The 14472-nt window shown below is 56.3% G+C and carries 14 protein-coding genes and 1 other annotated feature; of the genes, 2 read left to right on the top strand and 12 right to left on the bottom strand.

What is annotated here, in order from left to right; all coding sequences use genetic code 11:
* Positions 1-70 precede the first annotated feature (70 nt).
* Both ibpB and ibpA read right to left on the bottom strand, forming a co-directional pair.
* Complete coding sequence (gene ibpB, locus QLG09_RS06255) at positions 71-499, bottom strand: small heat shock chaperone IbpB (protein ID WP_025202652.1); 429 nt, start codon at positions 497-499, stop codon at positions 71-73.
* Between the two features lie 136 nt (positions 500-635).
* The gene (gene ibpA, locus QLG09_RS06250; RefSeq protein ID WP_008500162.1) at positions 636-1046 is read right to left on the bottom strand and encodes a small heat shock chaperone IbpA; all 411 of its coding nucleotides are present in this window, start codon (positions 1044-1046) and stop codon (positions 636-638) included.
* Positions 1040-1112, bottom strand: a sequence feature (ROSE (Repression Of Heat Shock gene Expression) occurs in the 5'-region of heat shock genes and acts as an RNA thermometer to modulate expression.). It overlaps the preceding gene by 7 nt.
* Before the next feature lie 248 nt (positions 1113-1360).
* Between ibpA and QLG09_RS06245 the strand changes: the two genes are divergently transcribed.
* Positions 1361-1678, top strand: coding sequence for a YceK/YidQ family lipoprotein (locus QLG09_RS06245; protein ID WP_025202651.1), 318 nt, complete (start codon positions 1361-1363; stop codon positions 1676-1678).
* A 10-nt stretch (positions 1679-1688) separates the two neighbouring features.
* Here the strand turns inward: QLG09_RS06245 and QLG09_RS06240 are convergent, their stop codons facing one another.
* The 8 genes from QLG09_RS06240 to QLG09_RS06205 all read right to left on the bottom strand — a co-directional run bounded on the left by QLG09_RS06240 (position 1689) and on the right by QLG09_RS06205 (position 9868).
* Positions 1689-2918, bottom strand: coding sequence for a DUF3748 domain-containing protein (locus tag QLG09_RS06240; RefSeq protein WP_072126526.1), 1230 nt, complete (start codon positions 2916-2918; stop codon positions 1689-1691).
* Between the two features lie 51 nt (positions 2919-2969).
* Positions 2970-4307 (bottom strand): MFS transporter, encoded by a 1338-nt coding sequence (locus QLG09_RS06235; RefSeq protein WP_080975358.1) that lies wholly within the window; start codon positions 4305-4307, stop codon positions 2970-2972.
* A 72-nt stretch (positions 4308-4379) separates the two neighbouring features.
* Positions 4380-5528: a galactonate dehydratase gene (dgoD, locus tag QLG09_RS06230; RefSeq protein ID WP_014167964.1), complete on the bottom strand. Its 1149-nt coding sequence runs from the start codon at positions 5526-5528 to the stop codon at positions 4380-4382.
* Positions 5525-6142: a 2-dehydro-3-deoxy-6-phosphogalactonate aldolase gene (locus tag QLG09_RS06225; protein WP_032680045.1), complete on the bottom strand. Its 618-nt coding sequence runs from the start codon at positions 6140-6142 to the stop codon at positions 5525-5527. The genes dgoD and QLG09_RS06225 overlap by 4 nt, the downstream gene beginning before the upstream one ends.
* Positions 6126-7004 carry a 2-dehydro-3-deoxygalactonokinase gene (locus QLG09_RS06220; RefSeq protein WP_014167962.1) on the bottom strand — a complete coding sequence of 293 codons (879 nt, stop codon included), beginning with the start codon at positions 7002-7004 and terminating at the stop codon, positions 6126-6128. The genes QLG09_RS06225 and QLG09_RS06220 overlap by 17 nt, the downstream gene beginning before the upstream one ends.
* Positions 7001-7690, bottom strand: a complete 690-nt coding sequence (gene dgoR, locus QLG09_RS06215; RefSeq protein ID WP_006177594.1) for a D-galactonate utilization transcriptional regulator DgoR — start codon at positions 7688-7690, stop codon at positions 7001-7003. Before dgoR ends, QLG09_RS06220 begins: the two co-directional genes overlap by 4 nt.
* 226 nt (positions 7691-7916) lie before the next feature.
* Positions 7917-8729 (bottom strand): sugar-phosphatase, encoded by an 813-nt coding sequence (yidA, locus tag QLG09_RS06210; RefSeq protein WP_025202646.1) that lies wholly within the window; start codon positions 8727-8729, stop codon positions 7917-7919.
* 113 nt (positions 8730-8842) lie between these two features.
* Positions 8843-9868 carry an NAD(P)-dependent alcohol dehydrogenase gene (locus tag QLG09_RS06205; RefSeq protein ID WP_014167960.1) on the bottom strand — a complete coding sequence of 342 codons (1026 nt, stop codon included), beginning with the start codon at positions 9866-9868 and terminating at the stop codon, positions 8843-8845.
* Positions 9869-9977: 109 nt separating this feature from the next.
* Here QLG09_RS06205 and QLG09_RS06200 point away from each other — a divergent pair, with 109 nt between their 5' ends.
* Positions 9978-10925 carry a LysR family transcriptional regulator gene (locus QLG09_RS06200; RefSeq protein WP_049021953.1) on the top strand — a complete coding sequence of 316 codons (948 nt, stop codon included), beginning with the start codon at positions 9978-9980 and terminating at the stop codon, positions 10923-10925.
* A 33-nt stretch (positions 10926-10958) separates the two neighbouring features.
* On the opposite strand, the gene gyrB is transcribed toward QLG09_RS06200, so the two are convergent.
* Positions 10959-13370, bottom strand: a complete 2412-nt coding sequence (gene gyrB / locus QLG09_RS06195; RefSeq protein WP_020882753.1) for a DNA topoisomerase (ATP-hydrolyzing) subunit B — start codon at positions 13368-13370, stop codon at positions 10959-10961.
* Positions 13371-13398: 28 nt separating this feature from the next.
* Complete coding sequence (gene recF / locus QLG09_RS06190) at positions 13399-14472, bottom strand: DNA replication/repair protein RecF (RefSeq protein ID WP_025202644.1); 1074 nt, start codon at positions 14470-14472, stop codon at positions 13399-13401.

Here is a 14472-nt window from a genome sequence, read left to right as displayed (position 1 = left end):
AAAGCCCTGCCGGGGCAGGGCGTTATCTTTTCATCCTCTCCCTGTGGGAGAGGCAACAACCCGCAGAGGGTTAACTGTTCAGCGCAGGACGCTCGCTAATGGCGATACGCTGCGGTGCAATGGCTTCCGGCACGTTGCGGGTCAGGTCGATATGCAGCAGCCCGTTGGTAAATGTCGCGCCGGACACTTCCATATGGTCAGCCAGAGTAAAGCTCAGGCTAAACGGCTGATTAACCAGGCCCTGGTGCAGCCATTTGGTCTCGGTTTCTTGTTTTTCCGGCGTACCTTTCACGGTCAGGCGCGTGCCTTCGAGCTGAATATCCAGATCGTCCTGGCGGAACCCGGCCAGCGCAAGGGTGATGCGATAGTGGTTGTCATCGCTTTTTTCGATGTTGTACGGCGGAAACGTCTGTTGCTCGGTGGTGCTTTGCAGGGCATTAGCCAGTTTGTCAAAACCAATCCACTGACGCAGCAGGGGGGATAAATCGTAGTTACGCATACTAAATCTCCTTCTGAGAAGCGAGTTCGGCACAGTTTATTTTTGTGCGCAGTTGTTCCTGCAAATCCTCATGGATTCACATATGCTCCCATTACGGCAAGCAATTCTGGGTGGGCCGCTCGCGCGACCCGCATAATCAGTTGATCTCGATACGGCGCGGTTTTTTCTCTTCCGGAATCACACGTTCCAGTTCGATAAACAGCAGGCCGTTGACCAGGTTCGCGCCTTTCACGTGAATGTTCTCGGCTAACTGGAACTTGCGTTCAAAGTTGCGCTCGGCGATACCCTGATAAAGGTAGGTACGTTCTTTCTGCTCAGCCGTATGTGAACCTTTCACCACCAGCAGGTTGTCCTGCGCGGTGATCTCCAGTTCGTTCTCTGCAAAACCGGCGACGGCAATGGCGATGCGGTAGTGGTTTTCATCAACCAGTTCAACATTGTATGGAGGGTAGCCGTTGCTCTGGCTTTGGTTATTTTCTAAATGGTTAAACAGGCGGTCAAAACCAATTGCAGAACGGTATAGCGGGGAAAGATCGAAGTTACGCATAAATAAAAGCTCCTGAAATCAGCGAGAAATTGTAGCCTTCCACCATGGACAGGCCAGTGTGCCCCTGAACACCCCGCAGGCGTGTTCGTTATCGGGTTACATTCTTAAAATGGGTCTGGAACCGGTCTTTTCAAGCGCAGCGGGCGCACTTTTTTTTGCACTTTCGTGCATCTCGCTTAGACTGGGACAACAGCACAAAGGGTTAAATTGCGATGGCTGCCACAGTGCGGGGTTATCGGGCTATCCATTTTGAACGAGGCTCGCTATAACCCTGAGTTGCAGGTTTATGCAGAGCCATTAACGATGACTGAGTGATGATGAAAAATGTTCTGATAAAGCTGACGACGTTCAGCGGGGTTGTTTTACTTTGCGGGTGTTCGAGCGTGATGTCTCACACCGGCGGTAAAGAAGGAACATATCCGGGGACGCGTGCCAGCGCTGAGATGATCTCCGATGACGATACCAACTGGGGCACAAAATCCCTGGTCATCCTGGATATGCCGTTTACGGCTGTGGCCGATACGCTTTTGCTCCCGTGGGATATGTTCCGTAAGGACAGCTCCGTGCGCTCGCGGGTAGAGAAAAGCGAGCAGCAAAATCTGGCCACCAATTCCGTCATTCCACCCGCTTAATGCCAACGCGTTAACGCTGCCCGGTTTCCGTTAGCCAAAGCTGACGGAAACCTTCTGTCTCTTCCATCCATGCAATAAAACGCCCGTCCGGGGAAAACACGACCGCATCACCAGACGGTGGATTGCCGTGATCGGACGTCAAAAACGTCACCTCTCCGGTTTGCGCATCACAGCAGGCAATCCGCTCTTCCAGCACAAATCCAAGACGGTGACCGGCAGGGTGCCAGGTAAATGCCGACTGAATGTCACTTTCGTTATGCGTCAACTGGCGTGGTTCGCCGCCTTCAGGGGCGATAAGCCACAGCTGCACAATGCCCTTATCATCACGCATCAGAAACGCAATCTGCGTCCCCTGTGGGTTGCAGCGCACCCAGTGACGCGGCACGTTTACCAGCCCCGGGAATGCCCGCTGGTGGGTAAAGGTCAGCCGGCGCTGCATGACACCCGCCGGGGGCGCAGGCAGCGTCTCAGGAGTCCCCTGCAGCGGCGCATCGCCCGCGCGTTTCCATCCCTGCTCGTCGTTGGGCAGATCCACAATAAACAGTTCTGGCACTTTCTCGCCTGTCGCAGACACGGTATCGCCGATAAACGCCAGCCTGTCATTGCCCACCCAACCCTCTTCATAGGCTCGGTTGATCTCATCGCTGCCGGGCTGAGGTGCGGGCGTCGTGCGGCTCACCAGCACGCTCCAGAAGGTGCCGGAATATTCACGTGGATGCGTCCCCTGCGGCATCACCGGGCCAAAAGGTACTGCGACGCCGACGTTGCGTAAATCGAGCTTCGGGTCACGCTCATGCAATACATGGTCGTTGTAGGTAAAGCTCACAAACTGTCCGTCAGGGCTAAAAACGTGCACGTGGCTGCCGCCACGCAGCGCGCCTGCGGTATAAGGCGGCGTGATATCCATGGCGTCCAGGTTACTCACCTGACCGTTGTGTACAACCACGCCCTGACGATGATGAAAATCGTAGTGCCAGTCTGCATCCGGGTTTTCCGGGCCGTGGATAAAGACATATTTGTCCTGCTGCGGATGAACGGTCACCACGCCAACATGCGCACCGTGACTGGCGCGATAGATCACCTCGACGTCACCCGTAATGACATTGACCCGCTCAATGGTTTCACCGGTAAACGATGCGCCGGACGGACGCACATCGTAGGCCAGCCACTGGCTGTCCGGCGTCCAGGTATTGATATTGGTAAGCTGGTGATGACGGGAGGCGAAGGTGATTTGTTTCATGGCGTTACCCTGATGCGCAGTTATCGCATCAGGGTAAAACATTGCGGGGAATTAGCCTACACGTTTGACGTCACCCACCAGCAGGATGTAGGAGAGCGCACCGAGCAAGGCCACCGCGGAGATATAGATCAGTGCCGGGCCAAAGCCATAGTCCTGAGCCAGATAACCGATGACCAGCGGAACCGTGATCCCCCCCAGTCCACCGACAAAGTTGAACACGCCGCCGGTCAGACCAATCAGGCGCATCGGGGCCAGCGAGGAGACCAGCGACCAGGTGATGGAGGCAAAACCGTTACCGAAGAACGCAATCGCCATCAGCGTCATAATCCAGACCGGATCGCTGGTGTAGTTTGCGCCCATGATGCAGGTGGAGATCAGCAGCCCGCAGATAATAGGCGTTTTACGCGCGACACCTAGCGAGAATCCTTTTTTCACCAGCCTGTCCGCCAGCCAGCCGGAAAGCAGCACACCAAAGAAAGCCGCCAGGAACGGTACGGTGGTCATAAAGCCCGCCTTCAGCGCGGTGATGCCTTTTTCCTGGGTCAGATAGTTCGGGAACCAGGTCAGGAAGAACCACAGCGTGGAGGTCACCGCGAACTGCCCCAGATAAACCCCCACCAGCTTGCGGTGGAAAACCAGCTTCCAGTCGGCTTTGGTCAGCGGCTGACGCGCCTCTTTTTTCACCGGCGCATCGCCATCCACCAGACCGCCACCGTCGCGGATATAGTCCAGTTCAGCTTTGCTGATACTTTTGGTGAGACGCGGCGGTTGATAGACCTTGAACCAGATTAACGACCAGATAATGCCGATCCCTCCGGTCACAATAAAGACCCAGTGCCAGCTCAGCAGTTCCTGGATCCAGATCAGCAGCGGCGTCAGGAACGCCAGGCCGACAAACTGCCCGGAGGTGTAGAACCCAACGGCCGAGGCGCGTTCATGCTCCGGGAACCAGCTGGTCACCATGCGGTTATTGGTCGGAAACGCCGGGGCTTCGAAAATCCCGGTGATCGCACGCAGGCCAATCAGCGACATCAGCCCGGTGGCAAAGCCCTGGAACAGGGTCGCCACCGACCAGCCGAAGATGGCAATGAAATAGGTCAGGCGCGAGCCGACGCGGTCAAGGAACCAGCCGCCGGGGATCTGGCACAGCGTATACAGCCAGGCAAACGCCGAAAAGACGTAACCCATTTCCGCTTTGCTGATCCCAAACTCCTCCTGAATATGGGCTGAAGCCACGGCAAGGTTGGCGCGGTCAACGTAACAGATGACCACAGTAATAAAAATCATGACCAGCGTCAGGTAGCGCCGACGCCCGGTTTTTGCAGCAGTAACGGGAATATCCATCGCAATCTGTCTCCAGATTTTGGGCATAGCGAAGCCGCTCACCATGCCCTGTAATTTACAGAGGGTGTGTTTGTTATTGTTGAAATTACTTTTTAGTGGCGATGTGCTTAGGCTGAATTACCACTCAGCGACAGAGCCATCTTCATGACGCCATAACGGGTTACGCCAGTCCGGCGCGTTTTTACTCAGCTCAATGACTTTGGCTTCGTCGATATCCACGCCAAGGCCCGGCTTCGTTAACGGTTTAAAGAAACCGCCTTCCATGCTGAAATCATCTTTGTTTTTCACAAAGTCGAGCAGTTCCGCGCCCTTGTTATAGTGAATGCCCATGCTCTGTTCCTGGAACACCGCGTTGCGCGAGACAAAGTCGACGTGCAGACAGGCTGCCAGTGCGATCGGCCCCAGCGGACAATGCGGTGCCAGCGCCACGTCGTAGGCTTCCGCCATCCCGGCGATTTTGTAGCATTCCGTGATGCCGCCGGCATGCGACAGATCCGGCTGCAATATCGCCAGGCCGCCAGCTTCCAGCACGCGTTTGAACTCGAAGCGCGAGAACATGCGCTCACCGGCGGCAATCGGGATATGCGTCTGTGCGGCCAGTTTCGGGTAGTACTCCGCCTGCTCGGCCAACACCGGCTCTTCGATAAACAGCGGACGGTACGGCTCCAGCTCTTTAATCAGCACTTTGGCCATCGGCGCGCTGACGCGACCGTGGAAGTCCAGGCCAAACTCAATCTCGTTGCCGAACGCTTCACGGATCTGCGCCACGGTATTTACCGCGCGGTCTACCGCCCGTGCGTTGTCGATGACGCCCATCTCTTCGCAGCCGTTCAGTTTAAAGGTGTCAAAACCAATATTGCGCAACTGCCTGATACCGTCGATCACTTCCGCGGGACGGTCGCCGCCCACCCAGCTGTAGGCTTTGATTTTGTCGCGCACCAGGCCGCCCATCAGCTGCCAGACCGGGGCATTCAGCACTTTGCCTTTGATATCCCATAACGCCTGGTCGATACCGGCGATGGCGCTCATCAGAACCGGTCCGCCCCGGTAGAAACCCGCGCGGTACATCACCTGCCACAGGTCGTTGATGCGGGCAGGATCTTGTCCTGTCAGGTACTCGCCCAGCTCATGCACCGCCGCTTCCACGGTACGCGCACGCCCTTCAATGACCGGTTCGCCCCAGCCGACCACGCCTTCATCGGTTTCGATTTTCAGGAACAGCCAACGCGGCGGTAAACGGTACGTGGTGAGTTTGGTTATTTTCATTTCACTGCCTCTCGATACGCTTTCACAAATGCGGCCGCCTGCTGTGCGGTACGTTCGACGGATTGCCCGGCGCGATAGAGATCGCTGCCCAGACCCGCTCCGACACAACCTGCGTTGATCCACTGCGCCAGGTTTTCTGGCGTCACGCCCCCCACGGCAAAGACCGGTACGCTGGCGGGCAATACCGCTTTCAGCGCGCTGATATAGGCCGGACCAAAAGCCGATGACGGGAAAATTTTGAGCGACTGCGCGCCCGCATCGAGAGCCGCGAACGCTTCTGTTGCCGTTGCGCATCCCGGGCAGACGGTCATGCCGTAGCCCACTGCGCGACGGATCACCTCAGGGTGAATATTCGGCGTCACAATCAGCCTGCAGCCCATCTGCGCAAGCTGGTCCACCTGCTCCGGTTGCAGAACGGTGCCAGCGCCAATCAACGCCTTATCACCAAACGCGTCCACGACCGCCGGGATGCTCTTTTCCCACTGTGGGGAATTAAGCGGTATTTCCACGGCGTCAAAACCGGCGTCGATCGCTGCGCCTACGTGCGCTAAAACCTCGTCGGGCGTGACGCCGCGCAGGATAGCGATGAGGGGAAGATTAGTTTGCCACTGCATGAGCGATGCTCCTTATTCCTGCCTGAAATGCCGTGTCGCCTTCTACCGCTGCCACGTCCCGCCCGATGGCATTGAACGCCTGGCGGTAGCGAGAGGTCAGCGATGAACCCGCGACGAGGGTGATGGTCTGTTGCCCGGCGAACTGCTCGCTCAGGCTGGCGACTTCCGCGCCAATCAACAGGCCCGATAAAAATTCGCTGACCTGCGTACGGGGAAGCGTGCCCAGTACATGCGAAGCGCGAACTTCAAAAAGTTGCGGCAAAACGGCAGGGCTGGCGATACCCCGCTCCAGCCCGGCGGCAAAGGCCTCGGGCGAAGCGTCCTGCTCCGGCAACCCCGCGCCCACCAGCGAGTGCGTCAGCAGCAAGTGGTGCAGCTCACCGGTCATCACGGTGCGAAAATCGTGGATGTGCTCAGCGTCGGCCTGCACCCATTTACAGTGCGTGCCGGGCATGACGTAGACAGAAGAAGGAGAGAGCGTGCGCGCGCCAAGGAGCTGGGTCTCTTCGCCGCGCATCACATTGTGGTTATCGTTCCGGGAAACGCACAATCCTGGAATAATCCAGATATTGTCACCAACGGACGTTAACTGCTCGCCAATGGCAGCGAACGCGGCAGGTACGGGCAGATAAGGCGCGACCTTCCAGCCCACGTTACTGCCCACCATGCCCGCCATAACCACCGGCGTGGCGCCCTCGCGCCAGTTGTGTGTCACCTCTGCTAACACCGCCTCGGGGGATTTACCGTTCAGGCGCGTCACGCCTGCTTCTGATTGCCTGCTTTCCAGGCACTGCTCGCCCTGATACAGCCAGGCGCGCAGATTGGTCGATCCCCAGTCAATAGCGATGTAGCGAGATGTCATGTGATTTCCTTCAACCTTCGTGTCGAGCTGGCGATCATCGTGAGTGCCGCCTGCTCTGCCGCATCGCCGTCCTGATGCCGGATAGCATCGAACAGCGCTTTATGTTCCTGGAGCGTTTTTGGCATGTTGGCCTCATCGCCCATCCAGGTTCGTTCAAATACCGCGCGCTGTAGCGAGCTGATGGCAACGCTAAGCTGCTGTAATACCGGGTTATGGACCGACTGCAGCACCGCTTCGTGATAGCGGATGTCCGCTTCGTTGAACGCATCCCGGTTCTGGTTATTGGCAATCATGTCGTTCAGGGCAGACTCAATCTGAGCCAGGTCTCCTGACGTTGCACGTTCCGCAGCCCAACGGGCGATGGCCGGCTCTACCAGGTTTCGTACCTCACTCATCGCGCCAATCAGCCTTGGGTCGTAGTCGTTTTCCAGCACCCACTGCAGGACATCGGTGTCGAGGTAGTTCCACTGATTACGCGGGGCGACAAAGGCGCCGCGGTAGCGCTTCATTTCAATCAGCCGCTTTGCCATGAGCGAGCGAAACACTTCCCGAATGATGTTGCGCGAGGTTTCAAACTCCTCACACAGCTCTGCCTCAGCAGGCAGCGGTGAACCGGGAACGTACTTTCCACCCACGATCTGGGTGCCCAGTGTGATGACGATGCGATCGGTTTTATTGAGAGTCATGGAGAGTCCTTATGCTCTGTATGTTCAGGACTACTTTACCTCGACCGCTGAATTTCGCCTCACTTTTGCAGTACAAACGTGACGCCTTTCGTCATTACTGTGGCTGTAATGTAGTACAATCAATTAATGTTGTACTACAATCAAGATCACAAAAAGAACAATTCGATAAATTCAGCGCAAAAAAAAGCCCCGGTTGATAACCGAGGCTGATGAGCGTGAAACGCTGTTACTGCAGAACAAATTTCTCGATCGCGTAGGCAACGCCGTCTTCGAGGTTAGATTTGGTCACGAAATTGGCCACGTCTTTCACGGACGGGATCGCATTGTCCATTGCCACACCCATGCCCGCATATTCAATCATCGCAATGTCGTTTTCCTGATCGCCCAGCGCCATGATCTCTTCCGGTTTGATGCCCAGCGTATCTGCCAGCGATTTCACACCGGTGCCTTTATTGACGCGTTTATCCAGGATTTCGAGGAAGTACGGCGCACTTTTCAGCACGGTGTATTTCTCTTTTACCTCAGCCGGAATGCGCGCAATCGCTTTATCCAGGATGTCAGGCTCATCAATCATCATCACTTTCAGGAACTGAGTGCTCGGATCCATTTTCTCAGCTTCGCAGAACACCAGTGGGATCGTCGCGACATAGGATTCATGTACGGTGTAATAGCTGATATCACGGTTAGCGGTATAGAGCGTATTGCGATCGAGCGCGTGGAAATGGGAACCGACCTCGCGGGACAGTTTTTCCAGGAACAGGTAATCGTCATAGTTCAGCGCGGTTTGCGCCACCGTGCTGCCATCCGCCGCCTTCTGTACCAGCGCACCGTTATAGGTAATGCAGTAATCGCCCGGCTGATTCATGTGCAGCTCTTTCAGGTAGCTGTGCACGCCCGCATACGGACGACCGGTGGTCAGTACCACATTCACGCCTTTTGCGCGCGCAGCGGCAATCGCGTTTTTAACGGCTGGAGAAATAGTGTGGTCTGGCAGCAACAGCGTGCCGTCCATGTCGATAGCAATAAGTTTGATAGCCATAGGGTCCCCGGGATAAATGAGTGCTGCCTCATGCTAACGCGATTAAGCCCACAAAAATAGAGCTACATTGCGCAACAAAAGCCCCCTTTTACGCCTGCCCCGGGGATAACGGCTTACTCGCGGGTGAGGACTATTTTGCCAAAAGCACCGCGGTCGAGGTGTACAAGCGCCTCTTCAAGCTGGTTAAAACGGTAGCGGTGTTCAATCACCGGTTTCAGCCCCGTGACATCGACCGCGCGGACAAAATCTTCCAGCGCACGGCGGTGCCCGACGCCAATCCCCTGAATCACCGGTGATTTCAGCAAGAGTTCGCTGGCAGGCAGCGAGATTTCACTCCCGGCCAACACGCCAATGACGGATATGCGCCCGTGAACGGCAACGGCCCGCAGGGAATGTCTCAGGTTCTCCCCGCCAACGGTTTCAATAATATGGTCGATACCGCGATCCTGCGTCAGCGCGTAAATCTCGTCAGCCCAGTTCCCTTTAAGCCGGTTGATGCCCCGATCGGCACCGAGCGTTTTAGCCAGCGCCAGTTTTTCATCACTGCCCGACGTCACAAAAACTTCTGCACCGTGTGCTTTGGCGATTTGCAGCGCGAAGATTGCGACACCGCCAGTGCCTTGCACCAGCACCGACTGTCCGGCACGTAACTGTCCGCGCTCCACCAGCGCAAACCATGCGGTAAGCCCCGCGCAAGGTAAGGTGCTGGCCTCTGCGTCATCCAGCGTTTCCGGGGCGGCCACCAGCCAGTTTTCACGCATGATCACGTATTCAGACAGCATCCCCTGGAAGTAACCGCCCAGCGTCTGGTAGGGCAAATTGCGGGCGTCGCCTTTCGGTTTACCGTCTACCCACTCCGGAGAGAAGGTGGAGATGACGCGAGCACCGGGTTTAAAGCGGGTAACGCCTTCCCCCGTACTGTCCACCACGCCTGCCATGTCAGATGCCGGAGTAAACGGGAAGGTGAGCGCGATCGGCATGTTGCCTTCAATAACCATTTTATCGCGATAGTTGAGCGCAACAGCGTTCACCCGCACGCGCACTTCACCCGGGCCCGGCTGGGGAACAGGCGCCTGAGTGAGTCTGAGGTTTTCACGCCCAAGGGCGTCCATTGACCAGCGTTGCATCATCTCTGTCATCTTTTTCTCCTGTTATCAAATGCACTTCAGTACTGACAGTCTAACGTTGACTCATGGTCGCCAGTGGCGATACCTTTTCCCACTATTGATTCCTGAAGAGCGACAATCCATGACCGATACGCTGAAGGATATTCCCGTTTTTGTCGCCGCCGTAGAGGCAGGCAGTTTTGCTCAGGCCGCGGTGCGTTTGCATTTGTCGCGCTCGGCGGTAGGGAAAAGCATTGCTCGCCTTGAAGCGCGGCTGGGAGTACGCCTGTTTCAGCGCACAACGCGTAGCCAAAGCCTGACCGATAACGGTGCCCTTTTTTATGAACGCTGCCTGCGAGCACTCCAGGAAATCCGTGGCGCGGAGTCGCTGCTGGAAACAGGGAAACATCAGGTGAGTGGCCGTCTGCGTGTTGCCATGCCGGTGCTGTTTGGCCGCCAGTGTATCGCCCCGCTGCTGATAGCCTTGACGCAGGAGCATCCTGCCCTTGAGCTGGAAATGTCATTCAGCGATCGCGTAGTGGATATCGTCGAGGAAGGATTTGATATGGCGGTGCGAAACGGCGCACTGCCGGACAGCACCATGCTGGTCGCCAGACGCCTGGGGGAACACCGAATGGTGCTGTGCGCCGCGCCGGAATACCTGAGAAATAACGGCCAGCCTGAAACCGTTGCCGATTTACGCCAGCATAAGGCCATTAACTACCTGCGTGCCGGCAGGGTGTTACCGTGGGAACTGGCGGACCACGAAGGAATATCGCACACCCTAATTCCCCGCTCATCCCTCAATATGGACGATCTGCAGGCTATCTGCGACGCAGCGCTGGCCGGGCATGGTATTGCATGGTTACCCTGCTGGATGGTGCGCAAAGAGCTGCAGAATGGAAGGCTCATCCCACTCTTAAAACAGGCGCCGGATGTGCGTTTCGACGTTCACGCGGTCTGGCAGCAGACGCCGCATCTGCCCCTGCGAGTCAGGATTGCGGTCGACATGCTGGTCAGCCGGTTACCGTCAGTCCTGTCGCTGGAGCTGGATGCTGATAATTCTGCGCCCACAAAAAAGCCGCGCTAAATGCGCGGCCTCTGACTTGCGGTGTAACCACCCTTAGATATCGATATTCGCCGCTTTCAGGGCGTTCTCTTCGATAAAGGCACGACGTGGTTCAACCGCATCGCCCATCAGGGTTGTGAACAGCTGATCGGCTGCAATCGCATCTTTAACGGTCACGCGCAGCATACGACGGCTTTCCGGATCCATGGTGGTTTCCCACAGCTGATCCGGGTTCATTTCACCCAGACCTTTATAACGCTGAATAGACAGACCACGACGGGACTCTTTCACCAGCCATTCCAGCGCCTGCTCGAAGCTTGCTACCGGCTGACGACGTTCACCACGTTCGATAAACGCATCGTCTTCGATAAGACCACGGAGCTTCTCACCCAGCGTACAGATACGGCGATATTCCGGACCGGTCACAAACTCGTGCTCCAGGGGGTAATCGGTATCAACGCCGTGAGTACGCACGCGCACAATCGGTTCGAACTGCTGCTGAGCGTTCTGCTGGACATCAAACTTCCACTGGCTGCCGTGCTGCTCTTTCTCGTTCAGCTCGGTTACCAGGGTGTTCACCCAGCGGGTCACAACCTGTTCATCGCTCAGATCGGCTTCCGTCAGGGTTGGCTGATAAATCAGCGCCTTCAGCAGCGATTTAGGATAACGACGCTCCATACGACCAATCATTTTCTGCGCCGCGTTAAACTCGGACACCAGACGCTCCAGCGGCTCACCGGCCAGTGCAGGGGCGTGAGAGTTCGCATGCAGGGTCGCACCATCAAGCGCGATCGCGATTTGGTACTGATCCATCGCTTCGTCGTCTTTGATGTACTGTTCCTGTTTGCCTTTCTTCACTTTGTACAGCGGTGGCTGTGCAATGTAGACGTGGCCACGTTCAACAATTTCTGGCATCTGACGATAGAAGAAGGTCAACAGCAGCGTACGGATGTGCGAGCCGTCGACGTCCGCATCGGTCATGATGATGATGCTGTGGTAGCGCAGTTTGTCCGGGTTGTACTCGTCACGGCCGATGCCGCAACCGAGCGCGGTGATCAGCGTTGCCACTTCCTGAGAAGAGAGCATCTTGTCGAAACGGGCCTTCTCTACGTTGAGGATTTTACCCTTCAGCGGCAGGATAGCCTGATTCTTACGGTTACGGCCCTGCTTCGCAGAACCGCCCGCGGAGTCCCCTTCCACGAGGTACAGTTCGGACAGCGCCGGGTCGCGTTCCTGGCAGTCAGCCAGTTTGCCTGGCAGGCCAGCTAAATCCAGCGCGCCTTTACGACGGGTCATTTCACGGGCTTTACGCGCCGCTTCACGGGCACGTGCCGCATCAATAATTTTGCCAACCACGATTTTCGCGTCTGACGGGTTTTCCAGCAGGTATTCGCTCAGCAGTTCGTTCATCTGCTGTTCAACCGCCGATTTCACCTCAGAAGAGACCAGCTTGTCTTTAGTCTGAGAGGAGAACTTCGGATCCGGTACCTTCACGGAGACAACCGCAATCAGGCCTTCACGGGCATCGTCACCGGTGGCGCTGACTTTCGCTTTTTTGCTGTAGCCTTCTTTGTCCATGTAGGCATTCAGGGTACGGGTCATTGCCGCACGGAAGCCCGCAAGGTGAGTACCACCGTCACGCTGTGGAATGTTGTTGGTAAAGCAGTAGATGTTTTCCTGGAAACCATCGTTCCACTGCAGCGCCACTTCCACGCCAATACCGTCTTTTTCGGTAGAGAAGTAGAAGATATTCGGGTGAATTGGCGTTTTGTTCTTGTTCAGATACTCAACGAACGCCCGGATACCGCCTTCGTAGTGGAAGTGGTCTTCTCTGTTGTCGCGTTTGTCACGCAGACGAATCGAGACGCCGGAGTTCAGGAACGACAGTTCACGCAGGCGTTTCGCCAGAATCTCATATTCGAACTCGGTAACGTTGGTGAACGTTTCAAGGCTCGGCCAGAAACGCACCATGGTACCGGTTTTGTCGGTGTCACCCGTAACAGCCAGCGGTGCCTGCGGCACGCCATGCGTATACAGCTGACGGTGAATTTTGCCTTCGCGCTGGATAACCAGCTCCAGTTTCTGCGACAGGGCGTTAACCACGGACACACCTACACCGTGCAGACCGCCGGAAACTTTATAGGAGTTATCATCGAACTTACCGCCTGCGTGCAGAACGGTCATGATAACTTCCGCAGCCGATACGCCCTCTTCCGGGTGAATACCGGTTGGGATGCCACGACCGTCATCGGTGACGGAGACGGAGTTGTCCGCATGGATCGTGACCACGATGTCTTTACAGTGACCCGCGAGCGCTTCGTCGATAGCGTTATCTACCACCTCGAATACCATGTGGTGCAGACCGGTGCCGTCATCCGTGTCGCCGATATACATACCCGGGCGCTTACGCACCGCATCCAGCCCTTTCAGGACTTTGATACTGGAGGAGTCATAAGAATTCGACATCAACGTTTCTCGCTCATTTCAACTTGGGTTAATCCGTTATTTTACCCTTTTCCACGGTAAACATCTTCGAATTTTCGTCCGACATGTCTATAACGTGTTCAGCGCTAATCGCACTGACGAAAACCTGTGACTGCGTGGCTTTTAAGCGGCTGGCAAGCAGCCCGCGCCGCGCGTCGTCAAGTTCCGAGGCAAAATCATCTATCAGGTACAGGCAGCGTCGCCCGCTCTCGCGGGTCAAAAACTCTCCCTGCGCCAGGCGCAGCGCGCACATCAAAAGCTTGAGCTGCCCACGCGACAGCGTGTCTTCCACCGGCGCACCGTCGGCACGAATGCGGAAATCCGCCTTGTGCGGGCCATGTGCGGTGTAGGTCAGCATGCGGTCGCGCTCGAAATTTCTCTCTAACACTTCGGCATAATCTGTCTCTTTCTCCCAGCCGCGCTGGAAGGAGAAGGTGAGAGAGAATTCAGGTAAAAACTGTTTGCAGGTGTCGGCCATATCGTCGGCGATACCCGCGCTGTATTCGGCACGCCAGCAGCTGATTTGTTCCGCAAGGGGAATTAATTCCTTGTCCCACGGGCGCAGCTGGGCGTAGCGTGTCACCTGGCGCAGTGCAGCGTTACGCTGCTTAAGCAGGCGCTTCAGGTTGCTCCAGGCGTTAAAGAAACCGGCTTCGTTGTGAAAGCATCCCCAGTCAAGGAAGGCTCTTCTGTATTTGGGGCCGCCATTGAGTAAAGTAAACCCCTCCGGCGTAATCAGCTGCATTGGCATCAGCAGCGCGAGCTCAGCCACTTTGTGGCCGTCAGTACCGTCGATACGAACCTTGCTGTCGCCCTGTTTGTCTTTGGTCAGACCGATGGCCGTTTCACGCTCCTCGCCCTGCAAACGCCCGTGCAGAACAAAGGCTTCCTGTTCGTGGCGAATGACGCGGCCAATTTGCAGACTGCGAAACGCCCGTCCATGGCCGAGCGTGTAGATGGCCTCAAGCACGCTGGTTTTGCCGCTGCCGTTCGCGCCAACCAGGAAATTAAAGCCAGGGGATAAAGCGAGATCCGCGTTTTCGATATTGCGGAAATCTTTAATTAAAAGGCGCGTCAGTGACAT

Origin of the sequence: Enterobacter sp. V89_11, assembly GCF_029967775.1 — a bacterium.
Classification (GTDB): domain Bacteria; phylum Pseudomonadota; class Gammaproteobacteria; order Enterobacterales; family Enterobacteriaceae; genus Enterobacter; species Enterobacter ludwigii.
This window is presented reverse-complemented; position numbering and strand designations above follow the sequence as displayed.

Excerpts from the sequence above, each read along its gene's own strand:
- dgoR (WP_006177594.1), bottom strand. The coding sequence starts at position 7,690 with ATGACTCTCAATAAAACCGATCGCATCGTCATCACACTGGGCACCCAG.
- QLG09_RS06200 (WP_049021953.1), top strand. The coding sequence starts at position 9,978 with ATGACCGATACGCTGAAGGATATTCCCGTTTTTGTCGCCGCCGTAGAG.
- yidA (WP_025202646.1), bottom strand. The coding sequence starts at position 8,729 with ATGGCTATCAAACTTATTGCTATCGACATGGACGGCACGCTGTTGCTG.
- QLG09_RS06235 (WP_080975358.1), bottom strand. The coding sequence starts at position 4,307 with ATGGTGAGCGGCTTCGCTATGCCCAAAATCTGGAGACAGATTGCGATG.
- recF (WP_025202644.1), bottom strand. The coding sequence starts at position 14,472 with ATGTCACTGACGCGCCTTTTAATTAAAGATTTCCGCAATATCGAAAAC.
- QLG09_RS06245 (WP_025202651.1), top strand. The coding sequence starts at position 1,361 with ATGATGAAAAATGTTCTGATAAAGCTGACGACGTTCAGCGGGGTTGTT.
- QLG09_RS06225 (WP_032680045.1), bottom strand. The coding sequence starts at position 6,142 with ATGCAGTGGCAAACTAATCTTCCCCTCATCGCTATCCTGCGCGGCGTC.
- QLG09_RS06205 (WP_014167960.1), bottom strand. The coding sequence starts at position 9,868 with ATGACAGAGATGATGCAACGCTGGTCAATGGACGCCCTTGGGCGTGAA.
- QLG09_RS06240 (WP_072126526.1), bottom strand. The coding sequence starts at position 2,918 with ATGAAACAAATCACCTTCGCCTCCCGTCATCACCAGCTTACCAATATC.
- gyrB (WP_020882753.1), bottom strand. The coding sequence starts at position 13,370 with ATGTCGAATTCTTATGACTCCTCCAGTATCAAAGTCCTGAAAGGGCTG.
- ibpB (WP_025202652.1), bottom strand. The coding sequence starts at position 499 with ATGCGTAACTACGATTTATCCCCCCTGCTGCGTCAGTGGATTGGTTTT.
- QLG09_RS06220 (WP_014167962.1), bottom strand. The coding sequence starts at position 7,004 with ATGACATCTCGCTACATCGCTATTGACTGGGGATCGACCAATCTGCGC.
- dgoD (WP_014167964.1), bottom strand. The coding sequence starts at position 5,528 with ATGAAAATAACCAAACTCACCACGTACCGTTTACCGCCGCGTTGGCTG.
- ibpA (WP_008500162.1), bottom strand. The coding sequence starts at position 1,046 with ATGCGTAACTTCGATCTTTCCCCGCTATACCGTTCTGCAATTGGTTTT.